Origin of the sequence: Pseudogulbenkiania ferrooxidans 2002, assembly GCF_000174355.1 — a bacterium.
In the GTDB taxonomy this organism is placed as follows: Bacteria; Pseudomonadota; Gammaproteobacteria; order Burkholderiales; family Chromobacteriaceae; genus Pseudogulbenkiania; species Pseudogulbenkiania ferrooxidans.
This window is the reverse complement of sequence record NZ_ACIS01000005.1, coordinates 335749-362298: the sequence shown is the minus strand read 5'-3', so window position 1 is coordinate 362298 and position 26550 is coordinate 335749. Positions and strand designations below refer to the sequence as shown.

24 protein-coding genes are annotated in these 26550 nt (G+C 65.2%); 14 read left to right on the top strand and 10 right to left on the bottom strand.

From position 1 onward, the window contains the following. Window positions 1-107: 107 nt before the first annotated feature. The 6 genes from FURADRAFT_RS10960 to FURADRAFT_RS10935 all read right to left on the bottom strand — a co-directional run bounded on the left by FURADRAFT_RS10960 (window position 108) and on the right by FURADRAFT_RS10935 (window position 5616). Entirely contained in the window at window positions 108-1349 is a 1242-nt protein-coding gene (locus FURADRAFT_RS10960; protein WP_008954221.1) for an aspartate aminotransferase family protein, read from the bottom strand. Window positions 1350-1472: 123 nt separating this feature from the next. Further along, on the bottom strand, window positions 1473-2444 hold the full coding sequence (locus tag FURADRAFT_RS10955) for a GlxA family transcriptional regulator (RefSeq protein ID WP_008954220.1): 972 nt from the start codon (window positions 2442-2444) through the stop codon (window positions 1473-1475). A 31-nt stretch (window positions 2445-2475) separates the two neighbouring features. Then, on the bottom strand, window positions 2476-3243 hold the full coding sequence (locus tag FURADRAFT_RS10950) for an ABC transporter ATP-binding protein (protein WP_008954219.1): 768 nt from the start codon (window positions 3241-3243) through the stop codon (window positions 2476-2478). A gap of 24 nt (window positions 3244-3267) precedes the next feature. Beyond that, a complete protein-coding gene (locus FURADRAFT_RS10945) occupies window positions 3268-3981 on the bottom strand; it encodes an ABC transporter permease (RefSeq protein WP_008954218.1) in 714 nt (237 codons plus the stop codon). Further along, entirely contained in the window at window positions 3978-4667 is a 690-nt protein-coding gene (locus FURADRAFT_RS10940; RefSeq protein WP_008954217.1) for an ABC transporter permease, read from the bottom strand. Before FURADRAFT_RS10940 ends, FURADRAFT_RS10945 begins: the two co-directional genes overlap by 4 nt. A 178-nt stretch (window positions 4668-4845) precedes the next feature. After that, window positions 4846-5616 (bottom strand): ABC transporter substrate-binding protein, encoded by a 771-nt coding sequence (locus tag FURADRAFT_RS10935; protein WP_008954216.1) that lies wholly within the window; start codon window positions 5614-5616, stop codon window positions 4846-4848. 434 nt (window positions 5617-6050) lie between these two features. On the opposite strand from FURADRAFT_RS10935, the gene FURADRAFT_RS10930 reads away from it, so the two are divergent. From FURADRAFT_RS10930 to FURADRAFT_RS10905, 6 genes are all read left to right on the top strand, one after another. Beyond that, window positions 6051-7304 (top strand): Hsp70 family protein, encoded by a 1254-nt coding sequence (locus FURADRAFT_RS10930; protein WP_008954215.1) that lies wholly within the window; start codon window positions 6051-6053, stop codon window positions 7302-7304. A gap of 249 nt (window positions 7305-7553) precedes the next feature. Next, entirely contained in the window at window positions 7554-7925 is a 372-nt protein-coding gene (locus FURADRAFT_RS10925; protein ID WP_008954214.1) for an ArsR/SmtB family transcription factor, read from the top strand. 5 nt (window positions 7926-7930) lie between these two features. Beyond that, on the top strand, window positions 7931-8410 hold the full coding sequence (locus tag FURADRAFT_RS10920) for an arsenate reductase ArsC (protein ID WP_008954213.1): 480 nt from the start codon (window positions 7931-7933) through the stop codon (window positions 8408-8410). A gap of 13 nt (window positions 8411-8423) precedes the next feature. Further along, window positions 8424-8786, top strand: coding sequence for an arsenite efflux transporter metallochaperone ArsD (arsD, locus tag FURADRAFT_RS10915; RefSeq protein ID WP_008954212.1), 363 nt, complete (start codon window positions 8424-8426; stop codon window positions 8784-8786). A gap of 20 nt (window positions 8787-8806) precedes the next feature. Further along, window positions 8807-10561 carry an arsenical pump-driving ATPase gene (gene arsA, locus FURADRAFT_RS10910; RefSeq protein ID WP_008954211.1) on the top strand — a complete coding sequence of 585 codons (1755 nt, stop codon included), beginning with the start codon at window positions 8807-8809 and terminating at the stop codon, window positions 10559-10561. Between the two features lie 87 nt (window positions 10562-10648). Beyond that, the gene (locus FURADRAFT_RS10905) at window positions 10649-11371 is read left to right on the top strand and encodes an MIP/aquaporin family protein (protein ID WP_008954210.1); all 723 of its coding nucleotides are present in this window, start codon (window positions 10649-10651) and stop codon (window positions 11369-11371) included. A 58-nt stretch (window positions 11372-11429) separates the two neighbouring features. Here FURADRAFT_RS10905 and FURADRAFT_RS10900 read toward each other — a convergent pair whose 3' ends face one another. Continuing rightward, entirely contained in the window at window positions 11430-12536 is a 1107-nt protein-coding gene (locus FURADRAFT_RS10900; protein WP_008954209.1) for a substrate-binding domain-containing protein, read from the bottom strand. A gap of 310 nt (window positions 12537-12846) precedes the next feature. Here FURADRAFT_RS10900 and FURADRAFT_RS10895 point away from each other — a divergent pair, with 310 nt between their 5' ends. From FURADRAFT_RS10895 to FURADRAFT_RS10875, 5 genes are read left to right on the top strand one after another with little or no spacing between them, the layout of a single operon-like run. Next, entirely contained in the window at window positions 12847-13326 is a 480-nt protein-coding gene (locus FURADRAFT_RS10895) for a formate dehydrogenase subunit gamma (protein WP_008954208.1), read from the top strand. Next, window positions 13323-14867 (top strand): formate dehydrogenase beta subunit, encoded by a 1545-nt coding sequence (locus FURADRAFT_RS10890; protein WP_008954207.1) that lies wholly within the window; start codon window positions 13323-13325, stop codon window positions 14865-14867. Before FURADRAFT_RS10895 ends, FURADRAFT_RS10890 begins: the two co-directional genes overlap by 4 nt. A 10-nt stretch (window positions 14868-14877) precedes the next feature. After that, entirely contained in the window at window positions 14878-17730 is a 2853-nt protein-coding gene (fdhF, locus tag FURADRAFT_RS10885; RefSeq protein WP_008954206.1) for a formate dehydrogenase subunit alpha, read from the top strand. Then, a complete protein-coding gene (gene fdhD, locus FURADRAFT_RS10880; protein WP_008954205.1) occupies window positions 17727-18572 on the top strand; it encodes a formate dehydrogenase accessory sulfurtransferase FdhD in 846 nt (281 codons plus the stop codon). The genes fdhF and fdhD overlap by 4 nt, the downstream gene beginning before the upstream one ends. Before the next feature lie 15 nt (window positions 18573-18587). Further along, window positions 18588-18812 carry a formate dehydrogenase subunit delta gene (locus FURADRAFT_RS10875; protein ID WP_008954204.1) on the top strand — a complete coding sequence of 75 codons (225 nt, stop codon included), beginning with the start codon at window positions 18588-18590 and terminating at the stop codon, window positions 18810-18812. 138 nt (window positions 18813-18950) lie between these two features. On the opposite strand, the gene FURADRAFT_RS10870 is transcribed toward FURADRAFT_RS10875, so the two are convergent. Then, window positions 18951-19895, bottom strand: a complete 945-nt coding sequence (locus FURADRAFT_RS10870; RefSeq protein ID WP_008954203.1) for a choline sulfate utilization transcriptional regulator — start codon at window positions 19893-19895, stop codon at window positions 18951-18953. A 105-nt stretch (window positions 19896-20000) separates the two neighbouring features. On the opposite strand from FURADRAFT_RS10870, the gene betC reads away from it, so the two are divergent. From betC to FURADRAFT_RS10855, 3 genes are read left to right on the top strand one after another with little or no spacing between them, the layout of a single operon-like run. After that, window positions 20001-21530 carry a choline-sulfatase gene (gene betC, locus FURADRAFT_RS10865; RefSeq protein ID WP_201441946.1) on the top strand — a complete coding sequence of 510 codons (1530 nt, stop codon included), beginning with the start codon at window positions 20001-20003 and terminating at the stop codon, window positions 21528-21530. Between the two features lie 31 nt (window positions 21531-21561). Next, the gene (choX, locus tag FURADRAFT_RS10860) at window positions 21562-22512 is read left to right on the top strand and encodes a choline ABC transporter substrate-binding protein (protein ID WP_008954201.1); all 951 of its coding nucleotides are present in this window, start codon (window positions 21562-21564) and stop codon (window positions 22510-22512) included. A gap of 7 nt (window positions 22513-22519) precedes the next feature. Continuing rightward, complete coding sequence (locus tag FURADRAFT_RS10855; RefSeq protein WP_008954200.1) at window positions 22520-24184, top strand: chloride channel protein; 1665 nt, start codon at window positions 22520-22522, stop codon at window positions 24182-24184. 6 nt (window positions 24185-24190) lie between these two features. On the opposite strand, the gene murI is transcribed toward FURADRAFT_RS10855, so the two are convergent. Then, window positions 24191-24982: a glutamate racemase gene (gene murI / locus FURADRAFT_RS10850; protein ID WP_150105053.1), complete on the bottom strand. Its 792-nt coding sequence runs from the start codon at window positions 24980-24982 to the stop codon at window positions 24191-24193. Window positions 24983-25160: 178 nt separating this feature from the next. After that, window positions 25161-26195, bottom strand: a complete 1035-nt coding sequence (locus FURADRAFT_RS10845) for a Glu/Leu/Phe/Val family dehydrogenase (RefSeq protein WP_008954198.1) — start codon at window positions 26193-26195, stop codon at window positions 25161-25163. Between the last annotated feature and the right edge of the window lie 355 nt (window positions 26196-26550).

Genomic DNA, 26550 nt, shown 5'->3' with positions numbered 1-26550 from the left:
TTCCAATGGTTTCTGTTCGTAGGATGGGAGGGGCAACGCGAAACCCATCGGTCGATGCTGATGGGTTCCGGCATATTTGCCTTCACCCACCCTACGAGTTGTGGCGCTTAAGCAGGCTGGGCCTCTTTGGCTGCCTTCGCCTTCTCCATGATCTCGGCAGTCACGGCTTCCAGGCGCTTGAGGCCTTCTTCCAGGTCCGCCTCCGGGATCACCAGCGACGGTGCGATGCGCACGATATTGGGACCGGCTACCAAGAGTACCAGGCCGTGGCGTGCCGCTGCGGTGAGGAAGTCCTTGGCCTTGCCGGCGAGTTCGTCGACCAGTTCGGCGCCGACCAGCAGGCCCATGCCGCGTACATCCTTGAATGCATGATGCTTGGCGCCGATGCGCTTGAGGCCGTCCACCAGCAGCTGATGGCGGCGCTTGACGCCGTCCAGCACCTCCGGGGTATTGATGATCTCGATCACCTTGTCGGCCACGGTGCAGGCCAGCGGGTTGCCGCCGTAGGTGGAGCCGTGGGTGCCGACCACGAACGAGGCGGCAATCTTGCTGGTGGTCAACATGGCGCCGATCGGCATGCCGTTACCCAGTGCCTTGGCGCTGGTCAGGATGTCCGGGGTCACGCCGTATTCCATGTAGGCGAACAGCGAGCCGGAGCGGCCGACGCCGATCTGCACTTCGTCGAAGATCAGCAGCGCGTTGTGCTTGTCGCACAGCTCGCGCAGCTTCTTCAGGTATTCCGGGGTAGCCGGCAGCACGCCGCCCTCGCCCTGCACCGGCTCGACGATCACGGCGCAGGTGCCGTCGTTGATCGCCGCTTCGGCGGCGGCCAGGTTGTTGAATTCGATGTGGTTCAGGTTGCCCGGCAGCGGCGCGAAGCCTTCGGTGTACTTAGGCTGGCCGCCGACCGACACGGTGAACAGGGTGCGGCCGTGGAAGGCCTGCTTGCACGACACGATGCCGGTCTTGTCGCCGCCGAAGTGGTCGAAAGCGTAACGGCGCGCCAGTTTCAGCGCGGCTTCGTTGGCCTCGGCGCCGGAGTTGCTGAAGAACACCTTCTCGGCGAAGGTGGATTCGGTCAGGCGGCGCGCCAGGCGCAGCGCCGGCTCGTTGGTGAAGGTATTGGAGAGGTGCCACAGGCGGTCGACCTGCTCGTGCAGCACGGCGGTGAGTTCCGGGTGCAGGTGGCCGAGGCTGGTCACCGCGATGCCGCTGGCAAAGTCGATGTATTCGTTACCGCCCTGGTCCCACAGGCGCGAGCCCTTGCCGGATACCGGAATGAAGGCGGCCGGGGCGTAGTTGGGAACCATGACTTCATCGAAGGTGTGGCGGTTGACTTGAGCGGTCATTCTGTTCTCCTTGGCAGGCGTTGAGATGGGATTCATTCTAATGACGCTTTTTTTATTTACCTTCCAGAAAAACGACAGGTCCATTCCGGTTTCTACCAGCCCGGGACGCCGTGTCCGGGCTGCTCACTCGGCGTCGGCCGGTTTGGTCTCGTTGGCGAAACGCTCTTCGCGCGGGGCGATGCCGAAATGGGAACGATACACGGTGGAAAAGTGCGGGCCGGACGAGAAGCCGCACAACAGGCCGATCTGCACCACCGACTTGCCGGTGTTGCGCAGCATGGCGCGCGCCCGCTCCAGGCGCAGTTGCAGGTAGTAGCGCGACGGCGGCACGTCGAGGTGCTGCTTGAACATCCGCTCGAGCTGGCGGCGCGATTGCCCGGTGAACTGGGCGATCTCGTCGGTGGTGAGCGGCTCCTCGATATTGGCTTCCATCAGCATCACCGCCTCGGTGAGTTTGGGCTGGCGCTCGCCGACACGCGCCAGCAGCGGCACGCGCTGCTTCTCCTCGCTGCCGCGCACGCGTTCGGCGCACAGCACCGCGGCGACGGATTCCACCAGCTCGGCACCATGATCGCGCCCGATCAGCGCCAGTGCGCCATCCAGCACGGCCAGCGCGCCGCCGCAGCTGAAGCGGTCGCGATCGAGTTCGAACACGCGCTGGCTCGCCACTACCTTGGGAAAGCGGTCGGCGAAGCGTGGGTAGTCCTGCCAGTGGATGGTGGCGCGGTAACCGTCCAGCACGCCGGCACTGGCCAGCCACCAGGCGCCGGCGTGCACGCCGCCCAACAGCGTCAGGCGCGGCGCCAGGCGCCCCAGTTCGCTGGTGAAGAGGCCCGAGTCGGCGAACGACGCGACGCCTTCGCTCAGCACGAACAGCTGCTCGAACGGCGCCGCCTCGCGCAGCGCGCCCGCCACCGGGAACACCATGCCGCCGGAGAGCGGCAACGGCTCGCCGTCCCAGGTGTAAAAACTGAGCTGGTAGAGCCTCTTGCCGGACAGGCGGTTGGCCTGGACAAACGGCTCGCTCAGGCAGCCGATGCCGAACATCGAACAGGGCGGCAGCAGCAGCACTGCCAACTGGCGTGGCGTATCCATCAGCAGTCCTGCCGCAACAGCGACGCCACGGTCATTTCAGGCTGCCGGCGAGGAACTGCTGGAGGCGCTCGCTCCTGGGCTGGTTGAGCACCTCGCGCGGGTGTCCTTCCTCCTCCACCCGGCCCTGGTGCAAGAACATCACGTGGTTCGACACCTCGCGTGCGAAGCCCATCTCGTGCGTCACCACCAGCATGGTGCGGCCTTCTTCGGCCAACGTCTGCATCACCTTCAGCACCTCGCCCACCAGCTCCGGGTCGAGCGCCGAGGTCGGCTCGTCGAACAGCATCACCTCCGGCTCCATCGCCAGCGCGCGCGCGATCGCCACGCGCTGCTGCTGCCCGCCCGACATGTGCGACGGGTACTTGCCCTCGACGCTCTCCGGCAGGCCGACCTTGGCCAGGTACTTGCGCGCGCGCGCCTCGGCCTCGGCGCGGCTCACCCCGAGCACGTGCATCGGTGCCTCGATGATGTTCTCCAGCACCGTCATGTGGCCCCACAGGTTGAAGTGCTGGAACACCATGGCGAGCCGGGTGCGCATCTGCTGCAGCTGCCTGGCGTCGCTCACGCACAGCGCCCCGGTCTTGTCCGGCGCGGTGCGGATCGCCTCGCCGTTGAGCGTGATGGCGCCGGCGCAGGGCTGCTCGAGGAAGTTGATGCAGCGCAGGAAGGTGCTCTTGCCCGAACCCGAGGAGCCGATGATGCTGATCACGTCGCCGGCCTTGGCCTTGAGCGACACGCCCTTGAGCACTTCGTGGGTGCCGTACTTCTTGTGCAGGTCGTCCACGGTCAGTTTGTACATTTCAATCTCTCCCAATACGGCGAATCAATGCGCCTGCGGCTTGAGGAAGGCGAGCCAGCGCTGCTCGCCGCGGCGGAACAGCCAGACCAGCGCGAACACGATCACGGCGTACAGCGCGCCGGCGATGCCGAAGGCCTCGAACGAGGCGTAGGTGGCGGAGTTGACGTCGCGCGCCACCTTGAGGATGTCCGGCACCGTGGCGGTGAACGCCAGCGTGGTGGAATGCAGCATCAGGATCACCTCGTTGCTGTAGTACGGCAGCGCGCGGCGCAGCGCCGAGGGCAGGATGACGCGGCGGTATAGCGTGAAGCTCGACATGCCGTAGGCGCGTGCCGCCTCGATCTCGCCGTACGGCGTGGCGCGGATCGCGCCGGCGAAGATTTCCACGGTGTAGGCGCAGGTGTTGAGCGCGAACGCCAGCAGCGTGCAGTTGATGCCCTCGCGGAAGAAGGCGTCGAGCAGCGGCTGGGCGCGCACCGACTCGATGCTGTAGATGCCGGTGTAGAACACCAGCAGCTGGATGTAGAGCGGCGTGCCGCGGAACACGTAGGTGTAGAACCACACCGGGCCGCGGATCAGCGGATTGGGCGACACGCGGGCCACCGCCAGCGGCACCGCCAGCACGAAGCCGATGGCGATCGACGCCGTTAGCAGCCACAGGGTCATGGCGACGCCGGTGATGTGGTAGCCGTCGCTCCACAAATAGGCCTGCCAGTATTGCTGCAGGATCTCGTTCATAGCTCAGCCTTTCTGACGCCGACCGAATAACGGCGCTCCAACCACAACAACACCCCGTTCGACAGCGTGGTGATGGCGAGGTAGATCAGCCCGCCCACGATGCTGAAGAAAAACAGCTGCATCGAACTCTTACCCGCATCCTGGGTTGCCTTGACGATGTCGGCCAGGCCGATGATGGACACCAGGGCGGTGGCCTTGATCATCACCTGCCAGTTGTTGCCGATGCCCGGCAGCGCGAAGCGCATCATCTGCGGGAACAGCACGCGGCGGAATACCAGCCACGGTTTCATGCCGTAGGCGGTGGCGGCCTCGAGCTGGCCGCGCGGCACGGCCTGGAAGGCGCCGCGGAAGGTCTCGGTGAAATAGGCGCCGTAGATGAAGCCCAGCGTCACCACCCCGGCGAGGAAGGGGTCGATGTCGATCTGCTCGATGCCGGCCCAGTCGGTGAGCTGGTTGAGCAGGATTTGCAGGCTGTAGAACAGCAGCAGCATGATCACCAGGTCGGGCACGCTGCGGATCAGCGTGGTGTAGGCCGTGGCGAGGTATCGCAACGGTCGGTGGCTGGACAGCTTGGCCGAGGCGCCCACCAGTCCGATCAGGACGGAGAGCAGCATCGACACCAGTGCCAGCTTGATGGTCTGCAGCGTTCCCTCAAAAATCAGCGGGCCAAAGCCTTGCAGAAACATGGCATTCTCCTTCGGAAGCACCGGCGGCGCATCGGCAAGCGGGTGTACCCCGCGGCGGCGGCCCCGCCTCGGCTTCACAATCACAAAGACGCACGCCGGAGACACCGTAACCACGGGTGTCTCCGGAGCATGCACGTCCCAGTCCCGCCCGTCGTGGGCAGGACTGAATCAGTACCGATCAGTTGTAGATGTCGAAGGAGAAGTACTTCTTGGCGAGGCGGTCGAAGGTACCGTCCTTGTGAATGGCGGCGAGTGCCTGGTTGACCTGCTGGCGCAGGTCGGCGTCGTCCTTGCGCAGGCCGATCGCGGTGCCGGTGCCCAGCGTTTTCGGGTCTTTCAGCTCCGGGCCGGCAAAGGCGAAGTCACGGCCCTGCGGGGTCTTGAGGAAGCCGATGTCGGCCTGCACCGCGTCCTGGAGGGCGGCATCGAGGCGGCCCGAGCCCAGGTCAGCCAGCACCAGGCTCTGGTTCTGGTAGGGCACCACGTTCACACCCTTGGGCTCCCAGTAGGCCTTGGCGTAGGTTTCCTGGGTGGTGCCCTGCTCGACGCCGATGCGCTTGCTCTTCAACGATTCGGCGGTGGGCAGCAGGTTGCTGCCCTTCTTGGCGACCATGCGCACCGGGGCGTTGAACAGCTTGTCGGAGAAGGCGATCTGCTCGGCGCGCTTCTCGGTGACCGACAGCGACGACAGGATGCCGTCGAACTTCTTGGCCTTGAGCGCCGGGATCATGCCGTCGAAGTCGTTCTCGACCCACACGCATTTGGCTTTCAGTTTCTCGCAGATGGCATTGCCCAGATCGACGTCGAAACCGACCAGCTTGCCGTCGGCAGCTTTCGATTCGAACGGGGCGTAGCTGGCATCAACGCCGAAGCGGATGACTTTCCAGTCTTTGGCAAAAGCGCCGACGGACGCCAGCGACAGCATCAGGCATGCAGCCAGTTTCTTCATGTTTTCTCCTCGGCCAATCTTGGCTCTTATTTCGCGGCAACCGTGGTGGCGGGCACGCCGCAAGCATGTGGGGTAAAGGTGGGTTTCGCGGTCGGGGTTTGGAGTGGCATCGCCTCTCGCCTGCCCCGAACCTCGACCGCGCGACGATCATTTCAGTAAATCGGCGCGCCAGCAATCGCCCTCGCGGCGCTGTCGCGCTCGCCGCTGCGCCGCACAAAATCAGGTGAAATCGGCAATATATCGTTTGGAAACAACAACATGAGCCATGGTTATATGACGATGATCAGGGGCGAAGGCCGACGCGCCGCTTCCCGCATCTGTACGTGACTGTCGCGATTACGAAATCGGTCCGGCAACAGAATGCGGGCAAGCGGGATGGCCCAGTTTCCGCTATACTCGCGCGCCTTCCAGAAGCAAAGCGGAGTAAGAGCAGCATGACGACCAACGCCTGCGGCGTGGATTTTGGCACGTCCAATTCGACCGTCGGGTGGCACCGCCCCGGCCAACCCAGCCTACTGGCACTGGAAGACGGCAAGCCGACCTTGCCGTCGGTGGTGTTCTTCAACGCCGACGAAGACTCGGTAGCCGTGGGCCGCGCTGCGCTCGGCGAGTACCTCGAAGGGTACGAGGGGCGGCTGATGCGCTCGCTCAAGAGCATCCTCGGCACGGGCCTGATGAATGGCCAGACCGAGGTGCAGGGGCGCGTGCTGCGTTTCCTCGATTTGCTGGCGATGTTCATCGACGGCCTCAAGACGCGCGCCGAGCGCCAGGCTGGGCGCTCCTTCCGCCAGGCGGTGTTCGGCCGACCGGTGTTCTTCGTCGACGACGACCCCAAGGCCGACAAGTTGGCCGAAGACACGCTGGGCGAGATCGCGCGCCGCGCCGGCTTTAGCGACATCGAATTTCAGTTCGAACCGATCGCGGCCGCCTTCGACTACGAGAGCCGCGTCGAGCGCGAGGAACTGGTGCTGGTGGTCGACATCGGCGGCGGTACCTCCGACTTCACGCTGATCCGCGTCTCGCCGGAGCGCGCCGGCAAGCTCGACCGGCGCGACGACATCCTCGCCAACTGCGGCGTGCACATCGGCGGCACCGATTTCGACAAGCAGCTCAGCCTGCATGCGGTGATGCCGCTGTTGGGCCTCAAGAGCCGGCTCAAAAGCGGTGCCGAAATGCCGTCCAGCTACTACTTCAACCTCGCCACCTGGCACACCATCAACTTCGCCTACACCCGTCAGGCCCTGGCTAGCCTGAAGGACGTGTACAACGAGGCGCTGGAAAGCGACAAGCTCGACCGGCTGTTCGCGCTGGTCAACAAGCGCGCCGGGCACTGGCTGGCGATCCAGGTGGAAGCGGCCAAGATCGGGCTGTCTTCGGCCGACCTGGTCACGCTGCCGCTCGGCGAAATCGAAGCCGGCCTGCAGCACGACATCACGCGCGCCCAGTTCGACCAGTCCATCGCCCAGCAGATCGACACCATCGAGAGCACCGTGCGCCGCCTGCTGGTGGACGCCAACGTCAAGGCCGGTGACGTCGATACCGTGTTCTTCACCGGTGGCGCCAGCGGCGTGCCGCTGCTGCGCCAACGCATCGCCGCCGTGCTGCCGACGGCACGCGCGGTGGAAGGCGATCTTTACGGCAGCATCGGCTGCGGCCTGGCCCTGGACGCGGCACGACGCTTTGCCTGAGTAACGGCGGTCGCCCTGATCGGGTGACGCGCCTGCCAGCGTCCCGCCCGAGCACCGCTCCCGGCGCGGCGCGAGCTTCGTGGGCCGATGCACGGTAGGCTGGCCCCCCAACTGTCATCCCGCCATCAATTTCAAGGTGGCGTGTCGATTCCGACTTTCGCGCCGCCCTCTTCCCTTGGCAATCCGACGTGGGAACGGCGTAGAAAATCGGTCTGGACTATATTTCAATAGTTCTTGTATTATTGATTTATGGAAAAGCACACCGCCACCAAGCTCTTCGAATCGCTCTCCTCCGGGATCCGGCTCGACATCTACCGCCTGCTGGTCAAGTGCGGTCGGGACGGCATGGTTGCCGGCCAGATCGCGGCCACGCTCGATCTGCCGCCCAACAACGTGTCTTTCCACCTGAAGGGCATGAACCATGCCGGGCTGGTCACGGTGGAGCAGGAAGGCCGCTTCCAGCGTTACCGGGCCAACCTGCCCCAGATGCTCGAATTGATCGCCTACCTGACGGAAGAGTGCTGCGCCGGCCACCCGGAGCACTGCCTCGTCCCGCCGGCCGAATCATGCTGCCCGGAGGCGGCGCGTTCCCCGACTCCCACCTCGTCGCCCGAAAGTTGAACCGAATGAATGTCCTGTTCCTGTGTACCGGTAACTCCTGCCGCTCGATCCTGGGCGAGGCCACCTTCAACCACCTGGCGCCGAAAGGCTGGCGCGCGATGAGCGCCGGCAGCCGGCCGACCGGCCAGGTCCACCCCCGTTCGCTCGCTCTGCTGGCGCGCGAAGGCATCTCGACCGAGGGCTATTACAGCAAGTCGTGGGATAACCTGCCGGCGACTCCCGACATCGTGATCACCGTCTGCGCCAGCGCCGCCGGCGAAACCTGCCCGGCATATCTGGGCCCGGTGCTGCGTACCCACTGGGGCGTGGAAGATCCTGCTCATGCAACCGGTACCGACGCGGAAATCGATGCGGCGTTCATGACCGCCTACCGTATTCTGCGTGCCCGTATCGAGGCCTTCCTGGCGCTGCCGCTGGCCACGTTGCAGCAGGACAAGGCCGCACTGAAGGCCGAGATGGACAAGATCGCCACCCTGACCGCGTAAAGGAGATTCACCCATGGCAACCATTCAGGTATTCGACCCCGCACTGTGCTGCAGCTCCGGCGTCTGTGGCGTGGACGTCGACCAGGCGCTGGTGACGTTTGCCAGCGACGTGGACTGGCTGAAGCAGAACGGTGGCCAGATCGACCGCTTCAACCTGGCGCAGCAACCGCTCGCCTTCGCCGAGAACGCCGCCGTCAAAGCGTTCCTGGAGCGCTCGGGCCAGGAGGGCTTGCCGCTGATCCTGGTGGACGGCGAACTGGTGCTGGCCGGCCGCTACCCGCGCCGCGCCGAGCTGGCGCGCTGGGCCGGCATCAGCCAGCTTGCGGTAGAAACGAAACCGGCCTCCAGCTGTTGTTCCGGCAGCGGTTGCTGCTGAGCCACCAAGAAAGGATGCCCATGCTGTTCCTCGATCATCTTCCGCCGTTTTTGTTCTTCACCGGCAAGGGCGGTGTCGGCAAAACCTCGCTGGCGTGCGCCACCGCCATCCGGCTGGCCGACCAAGGCAAGCGCGTGCTGCTGGTCAGCACCGATCCGGCCTCCAACGTCGGTCAGGTCTTCGGCGTCACCATCGGCAACGTGGTCACGCCGATCGACACGGTGCCGGGGTTGAATGCACTAGAAATCGATCCGCAGGCCGCCGCCCAGGCCTACCGCGACCGCATCGTCGACCCGGTGCGCGGCGTCTTGCCGGAGACGGTGGTCAAGGGCATCGAGGAGCAGTTGTCCGGCGCCTGCACTACCGAAATCGCCGCGTTTGACGAGTTCACCGCGCTACTGACCGACACGGCCCTGCAGGCCGGCTACGACCACATCGTGTTCGACACCGCGCCGACCGGACATACCATCCGCCTGCTGCAACTGCCGGGCGCCTGGAGCGGTTTCCTGGAAGAAGGCAAAGGCGATGCCTCCTGCCTCGGCCCGCTGGCCGGACTGGAAAAGCAGCGCAGCCAATACCAGGGGGCTGTGGAGGCCTTGTCGGACCCCCGTCGCACCCGCCTGATCCTGGTCGCCCGCGCGCAACGCTCGACCCTGCGCGAGGTGGCGCGCACCCATGAAGAACTGGCGGCCATCGGGCTGACCCAGCACTACCTGGTAGTCAACGGCATCCTGCCGCAATCGGAAACGTCGGGTGACGCGCTGGCGGCCGCCGTCTGGCAGCGCGAACAGGTCGCACTGGCCGAGCTGCCGCCAGTGCTGCGTGACCTCCCCACCGACCACGTGTCGTTGATGCCGTTCAACCTGGTCGGGTTGCCGGCGCTGCGCCGGATGCTGTCGTCGCCGGAAGACTGCGCGGGCGACGTCATCGAGGCCATTGTCCTTCCCGACGCGCCCGATCTGGCCACGCTGGTCGACGGGCTGGCGGGCGACGGGCACGGCCTGATCATGCTGATGGGCAAAGGCGGCGTCGGCAAAACCACGCTGGCGGCGGCCGTCGCCGTCGAGCTGGCCCGCCGTGGCTACCCGGTCCATCTGACCACTTCGGACCCGGCCGCCCATCTGGCGGAAACGCTTGAGGGCTCGCTCGCCAACCTGAGCGTCAGCCGCATCGACCCGCACACCGAAACCGAGCGCTATCGCCAACAGGTGCTGGCCACCAAGGGCAAGGGACTGGACGAGCAGGGCCGCGCCATGCTGGAAGAAGACCTGCGCTCCCCGTGCACCGAAGAAATCGCCGTGTTCCAGGCGTTCTCGCGCGTGATCCGCGAGGCCGGCCGCAAGTTCGTGGTGATGGATACCGCCCCCACCGGACACACCCTGCTGCTGCTCGACGCCACCGGCGCCTATCACCGCGAGGTGGCGCGCCAGATGGGGGCCAGCGGCATCCACTTCACCACCCCGATGATGCAGTTGCAGGACCCGGCCCAGACCAAGGTGCTGATCGTGACCTTGGCCGAAACCACGCCGGTGCTCGAGGCCGCCAACCTGCAGTCCGATCTGCGCCGCGCCGGTATCGAGCCCTGGGCCTGGATCATCAACAACAGCCTGGCCTTGGCCAATCCGACGTCGCCGCTGTTGCGACGACGTGCCGCCAATGAGCTGGCGCAGATCGACGCCGTGGCCACCCGCCATGCCCAGCGCTGGGCGGTGGTGCCGCTGCAGGCCGAGGAACCGGTCGGCGTCGAGCGGCTGCAAGGGCTGACGCGTCACTGAGCGGCGCGGGGAGACAACACCATCATGATCAATAAAACCTGCAACACCGGGCAGCGTGGACTGCGCCAGCCGGGGGAGAAGTAATCAATGGATTTACCGCGTCGTTTAGTGGCCGAGTGGCTGGGGACGGCCTTGCTGCTGGCCACGGTGGTGGGCTCCGGCATCATGGCCGAGCGCCTGTCGGGCGGGAATGTCGGCGTGGCGCTGCTGGCCAACGCCATTGCCACCGGCGGCGGCCTGGTGGCGCTGATCCTGACCTTCGGCGGCATCTCGGGCGCCCACTTCAACCCGGTCGTCTCCCTGGCGGCGGCGCTGCGCCGCGAGCTGTCCGGCCGCGAGGCCCTGCTCTATACGCTCGCCCAGCTCATCGGCGCCTTTTGCGGTGTGGCGGCCGCGCACGGCATGTTCGGCGAACCGCTGTTGTTCGCTTCGCAGCATATCCGCACCGGCCCGTCGCAATGGTGGAGCGAGTTCGTCGCCACCTTCGGCCTGCTGGCGGTGATCTTCGGCTGTTCGCGCAGCCGGCCGGATGCGGTGCCTTATGCCGTGGCATCGTACATCGTCGGCGCCTACTGGTTCACCGCGTCCACCTCGTTCGCCAACCCGGCCGTGACGCTGGCGCGTGCCGCCACCGACACCTTCTCCGGCATCCGCCCTGTCGACACGCCGGGCTTCATCGTGGCGCAACTGGCCGGCGCGCTGGCGGCCACCGTGTTCTTCGGCTGGCTGCTGCGCGACAAGTCGCCGCTGGCGCTGGACCTGATGGCCAACGCCGCCGAGGATCGCGCGGCCAGGCCGCTGCACGATTGATCCCTTCCTGCCGGGACGGGCGATGGTTGCCCGACGCGTCCCTGGCCGGCGGGCTCAGTTACGGTGCCGCCAGCTCCGGAAACGCCTCGTCGACGCTGAGGATGGCGCCGGACTGGGCGCCATCGTAGCCGGGCAGCTGGCCGATGTCGCGCCGGAATTCGGCGCTTTGCAAGGCGGCAATCATGGTCTGCAGCGCGGGATGCTCCAGCGTCGCGCGGCGCACCAGGAAGAAATAGCGCTCGGTCTGCAGCGGCAGGAAGTCCAGGTCGAAACGCCGTGCGGCGGTCTCGATGCCGAGCCCGACGTCGGCCATGCCGCTGGCGATGAACGCCGCCACCGCCGCGTGAGTCAGTTCCGCCTGTTCATAGCCGTGTACCTGAAGCGGCGATACGCCGGCTTTCTGCAGCAGCTTGTCGAGCAACAGCCGGGTACCCGAGCCTGGCTGACGGTTGACGAAGCGCACCTCCGGCCGTCCCAGGTCGGCGATTTCGTAGATCTTGCGCGGGTTGCCGCGCACCACCATCAGGCCCTGGCGCCGTGTCACGATATGGATGACGCGCTGCTCGTGGCGATCGAAGTGCTCGGCGTAGCTGGCGGCGATCGTCCTCTGGAATTCGCCCAGCGGCACGTGGAAGCCGGCCAGGTCGCATTCCCCCGCATGCAACGCCGCCACGGCGTCCTGGCTGCTGCGGTACTTGAGGTCGATGGCCATGCCAGCGGCGCTCAGGGTGCGCACCAGCATTTCCACGGCAAAGCCATGGCTGGCGTGCAGCCGCAGCGGTGCACCTACCGCCTGCAGGGCGTGACGCAGTTCGGTCTCGATTTCCGACGCCAGCGTTTCCAGCAAGGGCCCGATGCGCGCCTTGATGCGGCGGTTGGCCCACACCAGTTTTTCCCCCAGCGGCGTCAGCCGCGCGCCCTTGCCGCGCGCCATTTCCAATAGCGGCACCCCGAGCGCGTCCTGCGCCTGCTGCACCAGCCCCCAGGCGTGCCGGTACGAGGTGTCGCAGGCCTTGGCGGCGGTCAGCAGGCTGCCGTGCGTCTGCACCGCCGTCAGCAACTCGATCACGCGGAACGGGATTTGGTCGCCGCTGTCGGCGGCCAGTTCCCATACCAGCTGGCTTTGCACCCGCAGGCGCTGCGCCATATTATGTTTTGATTGCATAATCATCCGGCAATCTGGTTCATATTGAAAAGCACCCCATAACCTAGCACACTGCGGCTCATCACGGCTTTCATTATGTTTTTGGAAGCATATGGAATGGCGTGTTCCCAACCATTCGGGGTCGGATTCAGACAGATCGGTCGCGCTTTTCAGCGGGACAATCAAGGATGTCCGAGAATGATTGAGAGCAGGCTCTCAAAATCTGTTCACGATCTGTCGCGAGCGCCCCGGACGGGGTGAAGAGCCACGCCTGTGCCCCGACTGGGGCAGGCAGCAAGATCGGAAGCAGGTTTTCAACAGGGGATATCCAATGACGACCGAACAAGACCTGGCGCACGCGTCGCTCCAGGCCATCCTCCAGACGCACCAGAACCAGCCCGGCGCCTTGCTGCCGATTCTGCATGACGTGCAGGATACACTGGGCTTTATTCCGGACTGGGCGGTGGCCGATATCGCCAAGGCGCTCAGCCAGTCGCGCGCCGAAGTGCACGGCGTCATCACGTTCTATCACCATTTCCGCACCACACCGCCAGCGCAGCACACGCTGCAGATCTGCCAGGCCGAGGCCTGTCAGGCGCGCGGCAGCCGCGAGCTGACCGCGCACGCGGAACAGGTGTTGGGCTGTAGCCTGCACGGCCGTAGCGCCGATCAAAGCATCGGGCTCGAGCCGGTGTACTGCCTGGGCCTGTGCTCCTCCGGCCCGAACATCCAGTTGAACGACAAGATGGTCTCGCGCGTCGACGCCGCCAAGCTCGACCGCCTCCTGGCCAACGTGAAGGAGGCACAATGAGCATCCGCCTGTTTGTCCCGAGAGATTCCGCCGCCCTCGCCCTGGGCGCCGACGACACCGCCGTCGCCCTCGCCGCCGAGGCAGCGCGCCGAGGTGTCGACATCGAGCTGGTACGCAACGGCTCGCGCGGCCTGTTCTGGCTCGAACCGCTGGTCGAGGTAGAGACCGCGCAAGGCCGCGTCGCCTACGGCCCGGTCGAGGCCGACGACGTGGCGGCGCTGTTCGACGCGCTGATCCACGGCGCGGAACACCCGCTCGGCCACGGCCTGACCGAGGACATCCCTTATCTGAAGAACCAGGAACGCCTGACCTTCGCCCGCGTCGGCATCACCGACCCGCTGTCGCTGGCCGACTATCAGGCGCATGAAGGCTTTGCCGGTCTCAAGCGCGCGCTGAGCATGGATGGCGCGGCGATCGTACAGGAAGTGCTCGACTCCGGTCTGCGCGGCCGTGGTGGCGCGGCGTTCCCGACCGGCATCAAGTGGCGCACCGTGGCGCTGGCCGAAGCCGCCCAGAAATACGTGGTGTGCAACGCCGACGAGGGCGACTCCGGCACCTACTCCGACCGGATGGTGATGGAAGACGACCCGTTCATGTTGATCGAGGGTATGACCATCGCCGGCCTCGCCGTGGGCGCGACCCAGGGTTACATCTACGTCCGCTCTGAGTACCCGCATTCTTTCGACGTACTGAACCAGGCGATCAGGTTGGCCGAAGACGCCGGCTTCCTCGGCGAGAACATCCTCGCTTCCGGCAAGTGCTTCAAGCTCGACGTGCGCAAGGCCGCCGGTGCCTACGTCTGCGGCGAAGAAACCGCAATGCTGGAGAGCCTCGAGGGCAAGCGCGGCGTGGTACGCGCCAAGCCGCCGCTGCCGGCGCTCTCTGGCTTGTTCGGCCAACCTACCGTGATCAACAACGTCATCTCGCTGGCTAGCGTGCCGGTGATCCTGGCGCGAGGTGCCGCGTTCTACGCCGACTACGGCATGGGCCGCTCCAAGGGCACGCTGCCGTTCCAGCTCGCCGGCAACCTGAAGTACGGCGGCCTGGTGGAAAAAGCCTTCGGCCTGACCTTGCGTGAACTGCTGCACGATTTCGGCGGCGGCAGCGCCTCCGGCCGGCCGATCCGTGCGGTGCAAGTGGGCGGTCCGCTCGGCGCCTACCTGCCGGAGTCGCAGTTCGACACCCCGCTCGATTACGAAGCCTTCGCCGCGCTCGGCGCCGTGGTCGGCCACGGCGGCATCGTGGCCTTCGACGACACCGTCGACATGGTCGAGCAGGCGCGCTACGCCATGGAATTCTGCGCCATCGAATCCTGCGGCAAGTGCACGCCCTGCCGCATCGGCTCGACACGCGGCGTCGAGGTGATCCAGCGCATCCAGAAAGATGAAAAACGTCCACAGCAGATCGCCCTGCTGCGCGACCTGTGCGACACCATGCTGCACGGCTCGCTGTGCGCGATGGGCGGCATGACACCCTACCCGGTGCTGTCGGCACTCAACCATTTCCCCGAAGATTTCGGTGCCAACGACGCGGCAGAGTAAGGAACAGACGATGAACACTCAGATTCACGACACCGACTTCGGCACCCCGGCCCGCGTTTCCGACAAGCTGGTCACCCTGGAAATCGACGGCCAGCAGGTCACCGTACCGGAAGGCACCTCGCTGATGCGTGCCGCCGCCGAAGCCGGCACCATGGTGCCCAAACTGTGCGCCACCGACAGCCTGGAACCGTTCGGCTCCTGCCGCCTGTGCCTGGTCGAGATCGAAGGCCGGCGTGGCTTTCCCGCCTCCTGTACCACCCCGGCCGAGGCCGGCATGGTAGTCCGCACCCAGAGCGACAAACTGCAAAGCCTGCGCAAGGGTGTGATGGAGCTGTACATTTCCGACCACCCGCTCGACTGCCTGACCTGTTCGGCCAACGGCAACTGCGAACTGCAGGACATGGCCGGTGTCACCGGCCTGCGCGAGGTCCGCTACGGCCTGGCCGGCGAAAACCACCTGGACAGCCCGAAGGACGAATCCAACCCCTACTTCAGCTACGACCCGTCCAAGTGCATCGTCTGCAACCGCTGCGTGCGCGCCTGCGAGGAGACCCAGGGCACCTTCGCGCTGACCATCTCCGGCCGCGGCTTCGAGTCTCGCGTGTCGCCGGGCCAGAGCGAAGCTTTCATGGAGTCCGAGTGCGTCTCCTGCGGCGCCTGCGTCGACGCCTGCCCGACCGCCACGCTGCAGGAAAAATCGGTCATCCAGTTCGGCCAGCCGGAACACAGCAAGATCACCACCTGCGCCTACTGCGGTGTCGGCTGCGGTTTCAAGGCCGAGATGAAGGGCAACCAGGTAGTACGCATGACGCCGTGGAAAGACGGTAAGGCCAACGAAGGCCATGCCTGCGTCAAGGGCCGCTTCGCCTGGGGCTACGCCACCCACCCAGACCGCATCACCAAGCCGATGATCCGCAGCAAGATCACCGACCCGTGGCGCGAAGTGAGCTGGGATGAGGCGATTGCCTACGCCGCCAGCGAGTTCAAGCGCCTGCAGGCCAAGTACGGCAAGGATTCCATCGGCGGCATCACCTCCAGCCGCTGCACCAACGAAGAAACCTATCTGGTGCAGAAGCTGATCCGCGCCGGCTTCGGCAACAACAACGTCGACACCTGCGCCCGCGTCTGCCACTCGCCCACCGGCTACGGCCTGGGCCAGACCTACGGCACCTCGGCCGGCACCCAGACCTTCAAGTCGATCGAACAGACCGACGTGGTCCTGGTGATCGGCGCCAACCCCACCGATGCCCACCCGGTGTTCGGTTCGCGCATGAAAAAGCGCCTGCGCGAGGGCGCCAAATTGATCGTGATCGACCCGCGCCAGATCGATCTGATCAACAGCCCGCACATCAAGGCCGACTACCATCTGCCGCTGAAACCCGGCACCAACGTGGCGATGATCACCGCGCTGGCGCACGTCATCGTCACCGAAGGGCTGCTGGCCGACGACTTCATCGCCGAGCGCTGCGAAGAGAAATCCTTCCACGACTGGAAAGATTTCGTCGCCAAGCCGGAAAACTCGCCGGAAGCCACCGCCGAGATCACCGGCGTGCCGGCCGAGCTGGTACGCGGCGCCGCGCGGCTGTATGCCACCGGCGGCAACGCGTCGATCTACTACGGTCTCGGCGTCACCGAGCACAGCCAGGGTTCCACCATGGTGATCGGCATCGCCAACCTGGCGATGGCCACCGGCAACATCGGCCGCGAAGGCGTCGGCGTCAACCCGCTGCGCGGCCAGAACAACGTGCAGGGCTCGTGCGACATGGGGTCCTTCCCGCACGAACTGCCGGGCTACCGCCACATTTCCGACGACGCCACGCGCCACCTGTTCGAAGACGCCTGGGGCGTGACGCTGGACCCGGAGCCGGGCCTGCGCATCCCTAACATGTTCGACGCCGCGCTCTCGGGCAGCTTCATGGGCCTGTACTGCGAAGGCGAGGACATCGTGCAGTCCGACCCGAACACCCAGCACGTCACCGCCGCGCTGTCGGCGATGGAATGCATCGTGGTGCAGGACATCTTCCTTAACGAAACCGCCAAGTACGCTCACGTGTTCCTGCCCGGCTCCTCGTTCCTGGAGAAGGACGGCACCTTCACCAACGCCGAGCGCCGCATCTCGCGCGTGCGTCAGGTGATGAAACCCTTGGCCAAGTACGCCGACTGGGAAGTCACCCAGCTCTTGGCCAACGCCCTGGGTCTGAAGATGGACTACACTCATCCGTCACAGATCATGGACGAGATCGCCCGTCTGACACCGAGCTTTGCCGGTGTCAGCTACGAGAAGATCGACAAGCACGGCAGCGTGCAGTGGCCGTGCAACGACGACGCGCCGGATGGCACCCCGACCATGCACATCGACGGTTTCGTGCGCGGCAAGGGCAAGTTCTTCGTGACCCAGTACATCGCCACCGATGAAAAGGTGAACCGGCGCTTCCCGCTGATCCTCACCACCGGCCGCATCCTGTCGCAGTACAACGTCGGTGCCCAGACCCGCCGCACCGCCAACAGCATGTGGCATCCGGAAGACGTGCTGGAGATTCATCCGCACGATGCAGAGGAGCGCGGCATCAAGGATGGCGACAGCGTGGCGGTGACCAGCCGTGCCGGCGAGACGGTGCTGCACGCCAAGGTCAGCGAGCGCATGCAGCCGGGCGTGGTGTACACCACCTTCCACTTCCCGGAATCCGGCGCCAACGTGATTACCACCGACAATTCGGACTGGGCCACCAACTGTCCGGAATACAAGGTGACTGCGGTGCAGGTGCTGCCGGTAACGCAGCCGTCCGAGTGGCAGCAAAGCTACCAGCGCTTCAACCAGACCCAGCTCGAACTGCTCGAGCAGGCTGGAGAAGGCAAGGCATGATGGGGGCGCCCGAGTCCTCACCTAGCCCCAGCGGCGCCACCACCCGTCAGGTGCAAACCTGGCAAAACGGGGTGGTGGCCGATAGCCTCGACACCTTGGCCGAAGAAATTCCGGTGGCGCTGGAGTTCAACGGCATCTCGCACGCGGTGATGCTGGCGACTCCGCTCGACCTGGAAGACTTCGCGCTGGGTTTTGCCGTCAGCGAGGGCATCGTCGACACGCCGAAAGAAGTGTTCGACATCCAGGTGGAGACGGGCTGCGACGGCATCACGGTCAAGCTCGAGATTGCCGCCGGCTGCTTCGCCCGGCTCAAGGAAATGCGCCGCAACCTCACCGGCCGCACCGGCTGCGGGTTATGCGGGACCGAAAGCCTGGCGCGCGCCATTCGTCCCTTGCGGCCTCTGGCGCAGCCGCGAACGCTGGATGCCGAGGCGGTGCGGCGTGCCCTGACCGGGTTGCGCCGGCATCAGGCACTGCAGCAAGTTACCGGGGCGACGCACGCCGCCGCCTGGTGCGACGACAGCGGCGAGCTGCGTTTGTTGCGTGAAGACGTCGGCCGCCACAACGCCCTCGACAAACTGATCGGTGCGGCCTTGGCCTCGCACCCCGCCGAGCGCGATGGCTTCATGGTGGTCACCAGTCGCGCCAGCATGGAAATGGTGCAAAAAACCGTGACCGCCGGCTTCTCCACCCTGGTGGCGATTTCGGCTCCGACCCGGCTCGCGGTGGACCTTGCCCAACAGGCCGGCCTGTGCCTGATCGGCTTTGCCCGCCCCGAGCGCTGGGTCGCCTATAGCCATGCCGAACGTATCGTCGCCCCGCTCCCACGCTCCTCCGATTGAAACCGAGAATGCACCATGGATACACATCACCTGACCCGCATGGCCAACCAGATCGGCAGCTTCTTCGAGGCCATGCCGGATCGCCAGGAAGCCCTCGCGGGCATTTCGCAACACATCAAACGCTTCTGGGAACCGCGCATGCGCCGCGAACTGCAGCAGTACCTGCAGCAAGGCGACGGTGCTGAATTGAGCGGGATCGTACTCGAAGCACTGCAGGCCGATGACGACTGGAAGGTCTGATCGCCCGAGCGGGTAGCCCCAACGCCCGGCACCCGAAGGCGGCTGCCGGGCCGTTTTGATGCGGCGTGTCGACCACGCCGACGGCTCCGCCCGGTTTCGCGAGCCAGCTCCCCGCCTGCCTGACCTCTTGTCGTCACCCTATGCGGATGTACCGCCCGGCCCAGCCTGTTCCTGAGTGCCATTCGCGCACACCTCACGCGCCCAGCGTCGGAAACGCCCAATTACGCCCGTCAATCGGGTCGACTCCCGCAGCACCAAAAAATAGCCGCGCGGCGTCGTGATCGGCGCATCGACCAGACTGACCAGTTGTCCACCTGCCAGCAGATCCTGCACCAGCGGCAGCCAGCCCAAGGCCACGCCCTGTCCGCTCATGGCGGCCTGAAGCACCAAGGGATAATTGTTGAAGGTCAGGTCGTGCCCCGGATGATGATCGGGCAGCCGATGCCGCTGGAACCAGTCGGGCCAGTCCATCCAACGTGCCGGGGTGGGACGCTCCAGGTGAAGCAAGGGTACCTCGGCCCAGGGAATCGTCTCGCGCCGCCAGTCCGACGCCGCGAGGAAGGACGGGCTGCACACGGGCACGACACTTTCCGGCAGCAGCTTCTCGGCCACGCAGCCCGGCCAGTGCCCTTCGCCGAAGGCAATGGCGACATCGATCACCTCGTCGCGCAGGTCGATCGCCTGCTGCGAGGTGATGATCCTGACTTCCAGCTCCGGCATCTCCTCTCTTAGCGCAGGCAAGCGCGGCATCAACCAATAGGCGGCAAAACCGAAGTCGGTTGCCAGGGTGAGCAAGGGCTGGCGCCGGCGCGCCAGTATCTCCCCGGTCACTTCCCCGATCAGGTCCAGCCCCTGACGCACCGCTTCGAAGAGACGCGCTCCGTCCGCCGTCAGGCTCACTCCGCGATGGCGCCGCGTGAACAAGGGGACGCCGAGTTCGCTTTCCAATTGCCCCACGCGCAAGCTGACCGCCGGCTGCGTGCTGCCAAGCTCGGCCGCCGCCGCCGTGAAATTGAGGTGGCGCGCGGCCGCTTCGAAATAGAGCAAGGTGTGCAAGGCCGGAAGCCGGGATGGTTTTGCCATATCGTTATCTTATGCCTTCATATCATTTTATAGCGTTCACACGGTTGTTATCAGACGCTACATTGTTTCCAAGCATAAGCCAAGCCAATGACAAGGGAGCGCGTCGTGAGCAAGAAACCCAACATCCTGATTCTGATGGCCGACCAATTGACGCCGGGCGCTTTGGCCGCCTACGGCAATACCGTCTGCCAAACCCCCAACATCGACAAACTGGCCCACTCCGGGGTGGTGTTCGATTCGGCCTACACCAACAGCCCGCTGTGCGCACCTGCCCGCTACGTATTCATGTCCGGCAAGCTTCCCTCGCGCATCCACGGCTACGACAATGCATCGGAATTGCCGTCGGAAGTCCTGACCTTCGGCCACTACCTGCGCCATGCCGGCTACCACACCATCCTCTCCGGGAAAATGCATTTCTGTGGCGCCGACCAGCTGCACGGTTTTGAAGATCGCCTGACCACCGACATCTACCCTGCCGACTTCGGTTGGACGCCGGACTGGACGCAGCCCGAAGTGCGTCCCAGCTGGTATCACAATATGGGCTCGGTGATCGATGCCGGCGTCTGCGTGCGGACCAACCAGCTCGATTTCGATGAGGAGGTGGTGTTCGCCGCGCGGCAGAAGCTGTTCGACCTCGCCCGCGGCAACGACCCGCGGCCGTTCTGCATGGTGGTCTCGCTGACCCACCCGCACGATCCGTACGCCATCCCGCAGCGCTACTGGGACCGCTACTGCCACGACGAGATCGATATGCCCAAGGTCACGGCGGCTGACGTGAAGGCCGACCCGCACAGCCTGCGGCTGCGCTATGTCAGCGATATGGACAGCACCCCGCTCAGCGACGAGCAGATTCGCAATGCCCGACATGCCTATTACGGCGCGGTCTCCTTCGTTGACGACCAGATCGGCGCGGTGCTGGACGCCCTGCTGCAGACCGGTCAGGCCGACGACACCATCGTCATCCTGCTGGCGGATCATGGTGACATGCTGGGAGAGCGCGGACTCTGGTACAAGATGAATTTCTTCGAGGGCGCTGCCCGCGTGCCGCTGATCGTCAATGCACCGGCACGCTTCCCTGCCGGCCGTGTCGGCGCCTCGGTCTCGCTGACCGACATACTGCCCACGCTGGTGGACCTCGCGCATGACGGCGATAGCCCCGCCCCCCCAGAACCCCTCGACGGGCGCAGCCTGTGGCCTCATCTCGCCGGGCAAGGCGGGCACGATGAAGTCATCGGCGAATACCTCGGCGAAGGTGCCATCGCCCCGCTCGTGATGATCCGGCGCGGCGGCTTCAAGTACATTCACAGCCCCGTCGATCTGGACCAGTTGTACGATCTGCGCGTGGATCCGCTGGAGCGAAACAATCTGGCGGACGACCCGAGCCAGGCCGACCGCATGCACGCCCTGCGCCGGGAGGTGGCCGAACGCTGGGACCTGCCCGCGCTGCATCAGGAAGTTTTGGCCAGCCAGCAACGCCGGCGCTTCCACTACGAGGCGCAAACGATGGGGCAACGCAAGGCGTGGGACTTCCAACCCTTCCAGGATGCCAGCCAGAAATACATGCGCAACCACATCGAGCTCGACACGCTCGAAGCAATGGCGCGCTTCCCCAAAGTTCACGGACACGGTGGTTGAATCCCATCGCCCAAACGAAGGAGCAGGTACCATGCGTTACACACACACGTTTACCCTGTCATGCGCGCTGTTGGCACTGAGCGCCGGCCACGCCGCCTGGGCTGCCGATCCCGAGTCCTGCACCACCATCCGCATGCCCGAACCAGGCTGGGCGGATATCTCGGCCACCAACGCCATTGCCGGCATCGTGCTGGAGGCGCTGGGTTATCACCAGAAAGCCGACACGCTGTCGGTTCCGATCATCTATCGCGGTCTTCAGATGGGCCAGGCCGACGTGTTTCTCGGCAACTGGATGCCGGCCCAGAAACCGATGGTGGAAGGACCTCTCCAGGATGGCTCGATCGTATCGCTGCAAAGCAACCTCGATCAGGCGAAATTCACCCTGGCCGTGCCCTCCTACGTCGCCGCCGCGGGGGTGAAGAGCTTTGCCGATCTGCAGAAACACGCCGATCGGTTCGGGCACAAGATCTATGGCATCGAAGCGGGAGCCCCGGCCAACCGCAACATCCAGAACATGATCAAGGCCAAGGACTTCAACCTGGGTGACTGGCAGCTGGTGGAATCCAGCGAGGCCGGCATGCTGAGCCAGGTCACCCGCAAGGTCGCCGCCAAGGATTTCGTGGTGTTCCTCGCCTGGGAACCGCACGCCATGAACACCAAGTTCAAGCTGAACTACCTGGCCGGTGGCGACGCTTACTTCGGCCCCAACTACGGCAGCGCCAGCGTGCATACCGTCACGCGCAAGGGCTTTGCCAGCCAGTGCCCCAATGCCGGCAAGCTGTTCGCCCAGATGAAGTTCAACGTCGATCTGGAAAACCGCATCATCAGCGACATCCTCGACAAGAAGCAGGATGCCAAGGTCGCGACCAGGGCGGCGTTGAAGCAATCGCCGGAGCTTCTGGCGAGTTGGCTGGCCGGCGTGCAGACCACCCAGGGTGGAGACGGCCTGGCGGCCGTTAAGAAGGCGCTGCAGCTCAAGTAAGCCGGGCATGACTCCGCATCGTTCCTCCCCGTTCGGGCTGCCGCTGCTACTGGCGGTGGCAGCCCTCACCGGTTGCCTGGGCGCCCTGGCGACTCACGGTTTCCGACTGCTGCTCGATGGCGCGAGCCGCTGGCTGTTCGGCGGCGATGGTGGTCCGGTGCAGGTGGCCGGCGCTCTCTCCCCCGGGCTGCGCGTGCTGACGCCCGTCATCGGAGGCATCGCGGCGGGGTGGATCCTGCAACAGCTCCCGCAGATTCGGCAGCATGCTTCCGACTACATGGAAAGCATTGCTTTGGGCGATGGCCGGCTCTCACTGCGTGCCACCCTGCTGCGTGCCGCCTCGTCGGCCATGTCCATTGTCTCGGGCAGCTCGATCGGACGGGAAGGTTCGATGATCCAGCTGGCTGCCCTGGCCGGTAGCCTGCCGGCTGCGCTGGCCCGGCTCGGCACGGCCCACCGCCGCCTGTGGCTGGCCTGCGGTGCCGCCGCCGGCGTCAGTGCAGCCTACAACACACCTGTTGCCGGTGCGTTGTTCGTCGGTGAAATCATCCTGCGCTCGGTCACCATCGAAACACTGGGCCCCTTGCTGCTGGCGGCCGCCGGCGCGCAGCTGACCAGCGCCTGCCTGTTTGCCGACACCGCTATCTATCAACTGCCCCCGCTGACCACACAGGGAGACAGCAGCGGGTTAGGGTTCGCGCTGCTGGGCATCGTTGCCGGCCTGCTCACGCCAGGTTTTCAGCTCTTGTTGCATCGGAGCAAGGCCATCTTCGGCCAACTGCCGCTGCCGCTATGGCTCAAGCTGGGACTGGGAGGGGCCTTCGTCGGCGGCTTGTCGCTACTCACGCCCCACGTATGGGGCAACGGCTACAGGACCGTCGGCCAGCTGCTGCACACCGCCTGGCCGCTCGGTTTGCTGCTGGGCGTGCTGACCTGCAAGCTGCTGGCCACCGCGGCCGCCACCGGCTCGGGGGCGGTGGGGGGCATCTTCACGCCGACCCTGTTCGTCGGTGCCGTTCTGGGCGCCGTGTGCGGCCATGCGATAACCGGACTGACCGGCCAGCCGGCCGGTCCCTTGTGGGTGGTGGCCGGCATGGGGGCCTTCTTGGCCGCCGCCACCCAGGCCCCACTCATGGCCATCATCATGCTTCTTGAGATGACCCGCACGCCCGGCGCTGCCGTACCGCTGATGCTGGCGGTAGCCACCGCGCATCTGACCGTCCGCCTGCTCGGTTGCCGCTCGATTTACGCCCATGCCCTGCCCAAGAGCGAAAAGGACCGACATGCCGTGCTCGACATCATGCAGAAGAACACGCCGCATCTTCCCTACCCCGCCAGCCTGCGGCAACTGGCGGATGCCTTTGCCCACTGGCGCTGGCAGCATGTCTACATCACCGATCCCCGGCGAGGCTTCATGGGTGCGGTGCCGATCCACGAGTTTCATGCTATTCAACGACAGGAAAGCGATCCGGACCGCCGAATTCCCGACGCGTTGATACGTCTGGATTTTCCCCGCGTCAGCGCCGACATGAGCCTGGCCGAAAGCCTGGAATTGATGACCGCCCACCACGGCGAGCGGCTGCCGGTGATCGGAGCTAAGGGCGAGCTGCTGGGACACTTGAGAAAAAACGACCTGCTGAAACTGCTGGGGACGCGCTGGCCGTTTTTATAAGCCGCCTCAATGGGCGGGGATGCGATCGAGGTCCACCGTATCCACCTCGGCATGATGCCCCAGGACCTGACGTAGAAAATGGCGCATGCCGGGTGCTTCACCGGTGGTGACGAAACGATGGGCTGGCACGGTGCCCGGGGGGCTGGAGAGGCCGTGCCGCTGCAACAGACGTTCGGCCTGCAGGCTGACCGCCCGTGCCGGATCGATCAGCTTGACGCCAGCGGGTAGCGCACGCTCGATCAGGGGGGAGAGAAACGGGTAATGAGTGCAGCCCAGCACCACCTGGTCGACGGTGTGAGCCCGCAGGGGCTGCAACTGACGCTCCACCACGCGTTGCGCCTGTTCGCTGGCGAGGTCGCCATTCTCCACCAGTTCGACGAAGCCATCGCCCGGTAGCGGCAGTATGTCGACACTGTCGTCGTACTGCGCCTTCAGCTCCAGGAACTTGTCACCCTTCAAGGTGGCGCGGGTCGCCAGCACGGCGATTTGCCCGCTGCGCGAGTGCAGGGCCGCCGGTTTGACCGCCGGCTCCATGCCGACGATGGGCAGCTCGGGGTGGCGTCGGCGCAATTCACGCGCGGCGGCGCTGGTGGCCGTATTGCAGGCGATGACGATCAGTCTTGCGCCCTGCTCGACCAGGTAGCGGGTGATTTTTTCCGATCGGGCCAGGATGTCCTCGTGGCTGCGCCCGCCATAAGGGCAATAGGCGCGGTCGGCGAGGTAGATCACCGGCTCCTGCGGCAGCAGCCGGGTCAGCTCGCGCCACACCGAGAGTCCGCCCAGTCCGGAATCGAACATGCCTATCATCGTTGCCCTACCCTTTGTTGCGTCATCATGGCCGTCGTCGCCCGACGGGTATCATTTCGTTGTTGTTTGGTTGTCGCCGGAGCGATCGAAAACGCCGCCTCCCCTCGAGGAAGGCGGCGTATTTACCGACACGGAGCGGCGTAGCCGCTCCGCGCAAGACGCAGTGCTTTCAGGCGAAGCGTGCACGCGCCAGCGTGTCCGCGGCGCGGCTGGTGGCGATGCCGTCGCGCTCGGCCATCTGGAACACTTCGTCCAGCGTCCCGGAGATGGCGCGCACACGGTCTTCCACGCTGTCCACCGGCTCTTGCAGGTACTCGGCGCAGACCTTGATGATGCCGCCGGCGTTGATGACGTAATCCGGGGCGTACAGCACACCGGCATCGCGCAGCATTTCGCCGATGTCATCGGTCGCGAGCTGATTGTTGGCCGCACCGGCGACGACGGAGCATTTGAGTCGTGGCAGGGTCTGTCGGTTCAACACCGCGCCCAGGGCGCAGGGGGCGAACACGTCAGCCTGGGCATCGACGATCTCGTCGGGGGCCACGATGCGGGCGCCGAATTGTGCCGCGGCACGCTCGCCGTTGGCACGGTCGATGTCGGCGACGATCAGGCGGGCTCCCGCCTCGTGCAGGCGACGGGCGAGATCATACCCGACATGCCCAAGCCCTTGCACGGCCACCGTCAGGCCATTGACCGAATCGACACCGAGGCGATGGCGTACCGCTGCTTCGATACCCACGAACACGCCCAGCGCCGTTGCCGGCGACGGATCGCCGGTGCCGCCCAGATCGCCCGACAGGCCGGCCACGTAGCGGGTCTGCTCACGCACGAAGGTCATATCGGCCGGGCTGGTGCCCACGTCCTCTGCCGTGATGTAGCGACCGCCCAACTGGTCGATGGCGCGGCCCAGGGCACGGAACAGCTCGGGCGATTTGCTGGTGCGGGCGTCGCCGATGATGACCGCCTTGCCACCGCCGATGGGTAGGCCAGCCATGGCGTTCTTGTAGGTCATGCCACGCGCCAGGCGCAACGCATCGGTCGCGGCGGCGGTGCTGTCGGGATAGGCCCACATGCGACAGCCCCCCATGGCCGGGCCACGGTGCGTGTTGTGGATGGCGATGATGGCTTTGAGACCGGATTGGGAATCGGAGGCGAAAACGACCTGCTCATGCCCGTCGAAATCGGGCAATTCAAAAATGCTCACGGTATCTGCTCCATAACGTGTGGTTATTGGGCACCCTTGTTGTGTTGCGGTAGGTGCGGCCCGCCAGCCCGGCAATTTTGTCACCGAACGGTAACAGCATACCCAATCGCGACGCGCCTGTGTACCACAGCGTCGGCCGAGGAGGACTCTGTGGGAGGCGGCGCCTCGCAAGGTGTTGTGCCCGCCCGTCAGGTGTCGTTGTCGGAAGGTTTCCGGCACGCCTCGAGATCAATCAATTTTCATAATGATCGTGCAGACTTCATGAGATATTGCCTTGCATTCGTAACCTGACAATCGGCAAAAATTCTATCGGCAATTACATTTGGTTTTTATTATGATATGGCGATGTTAGTCT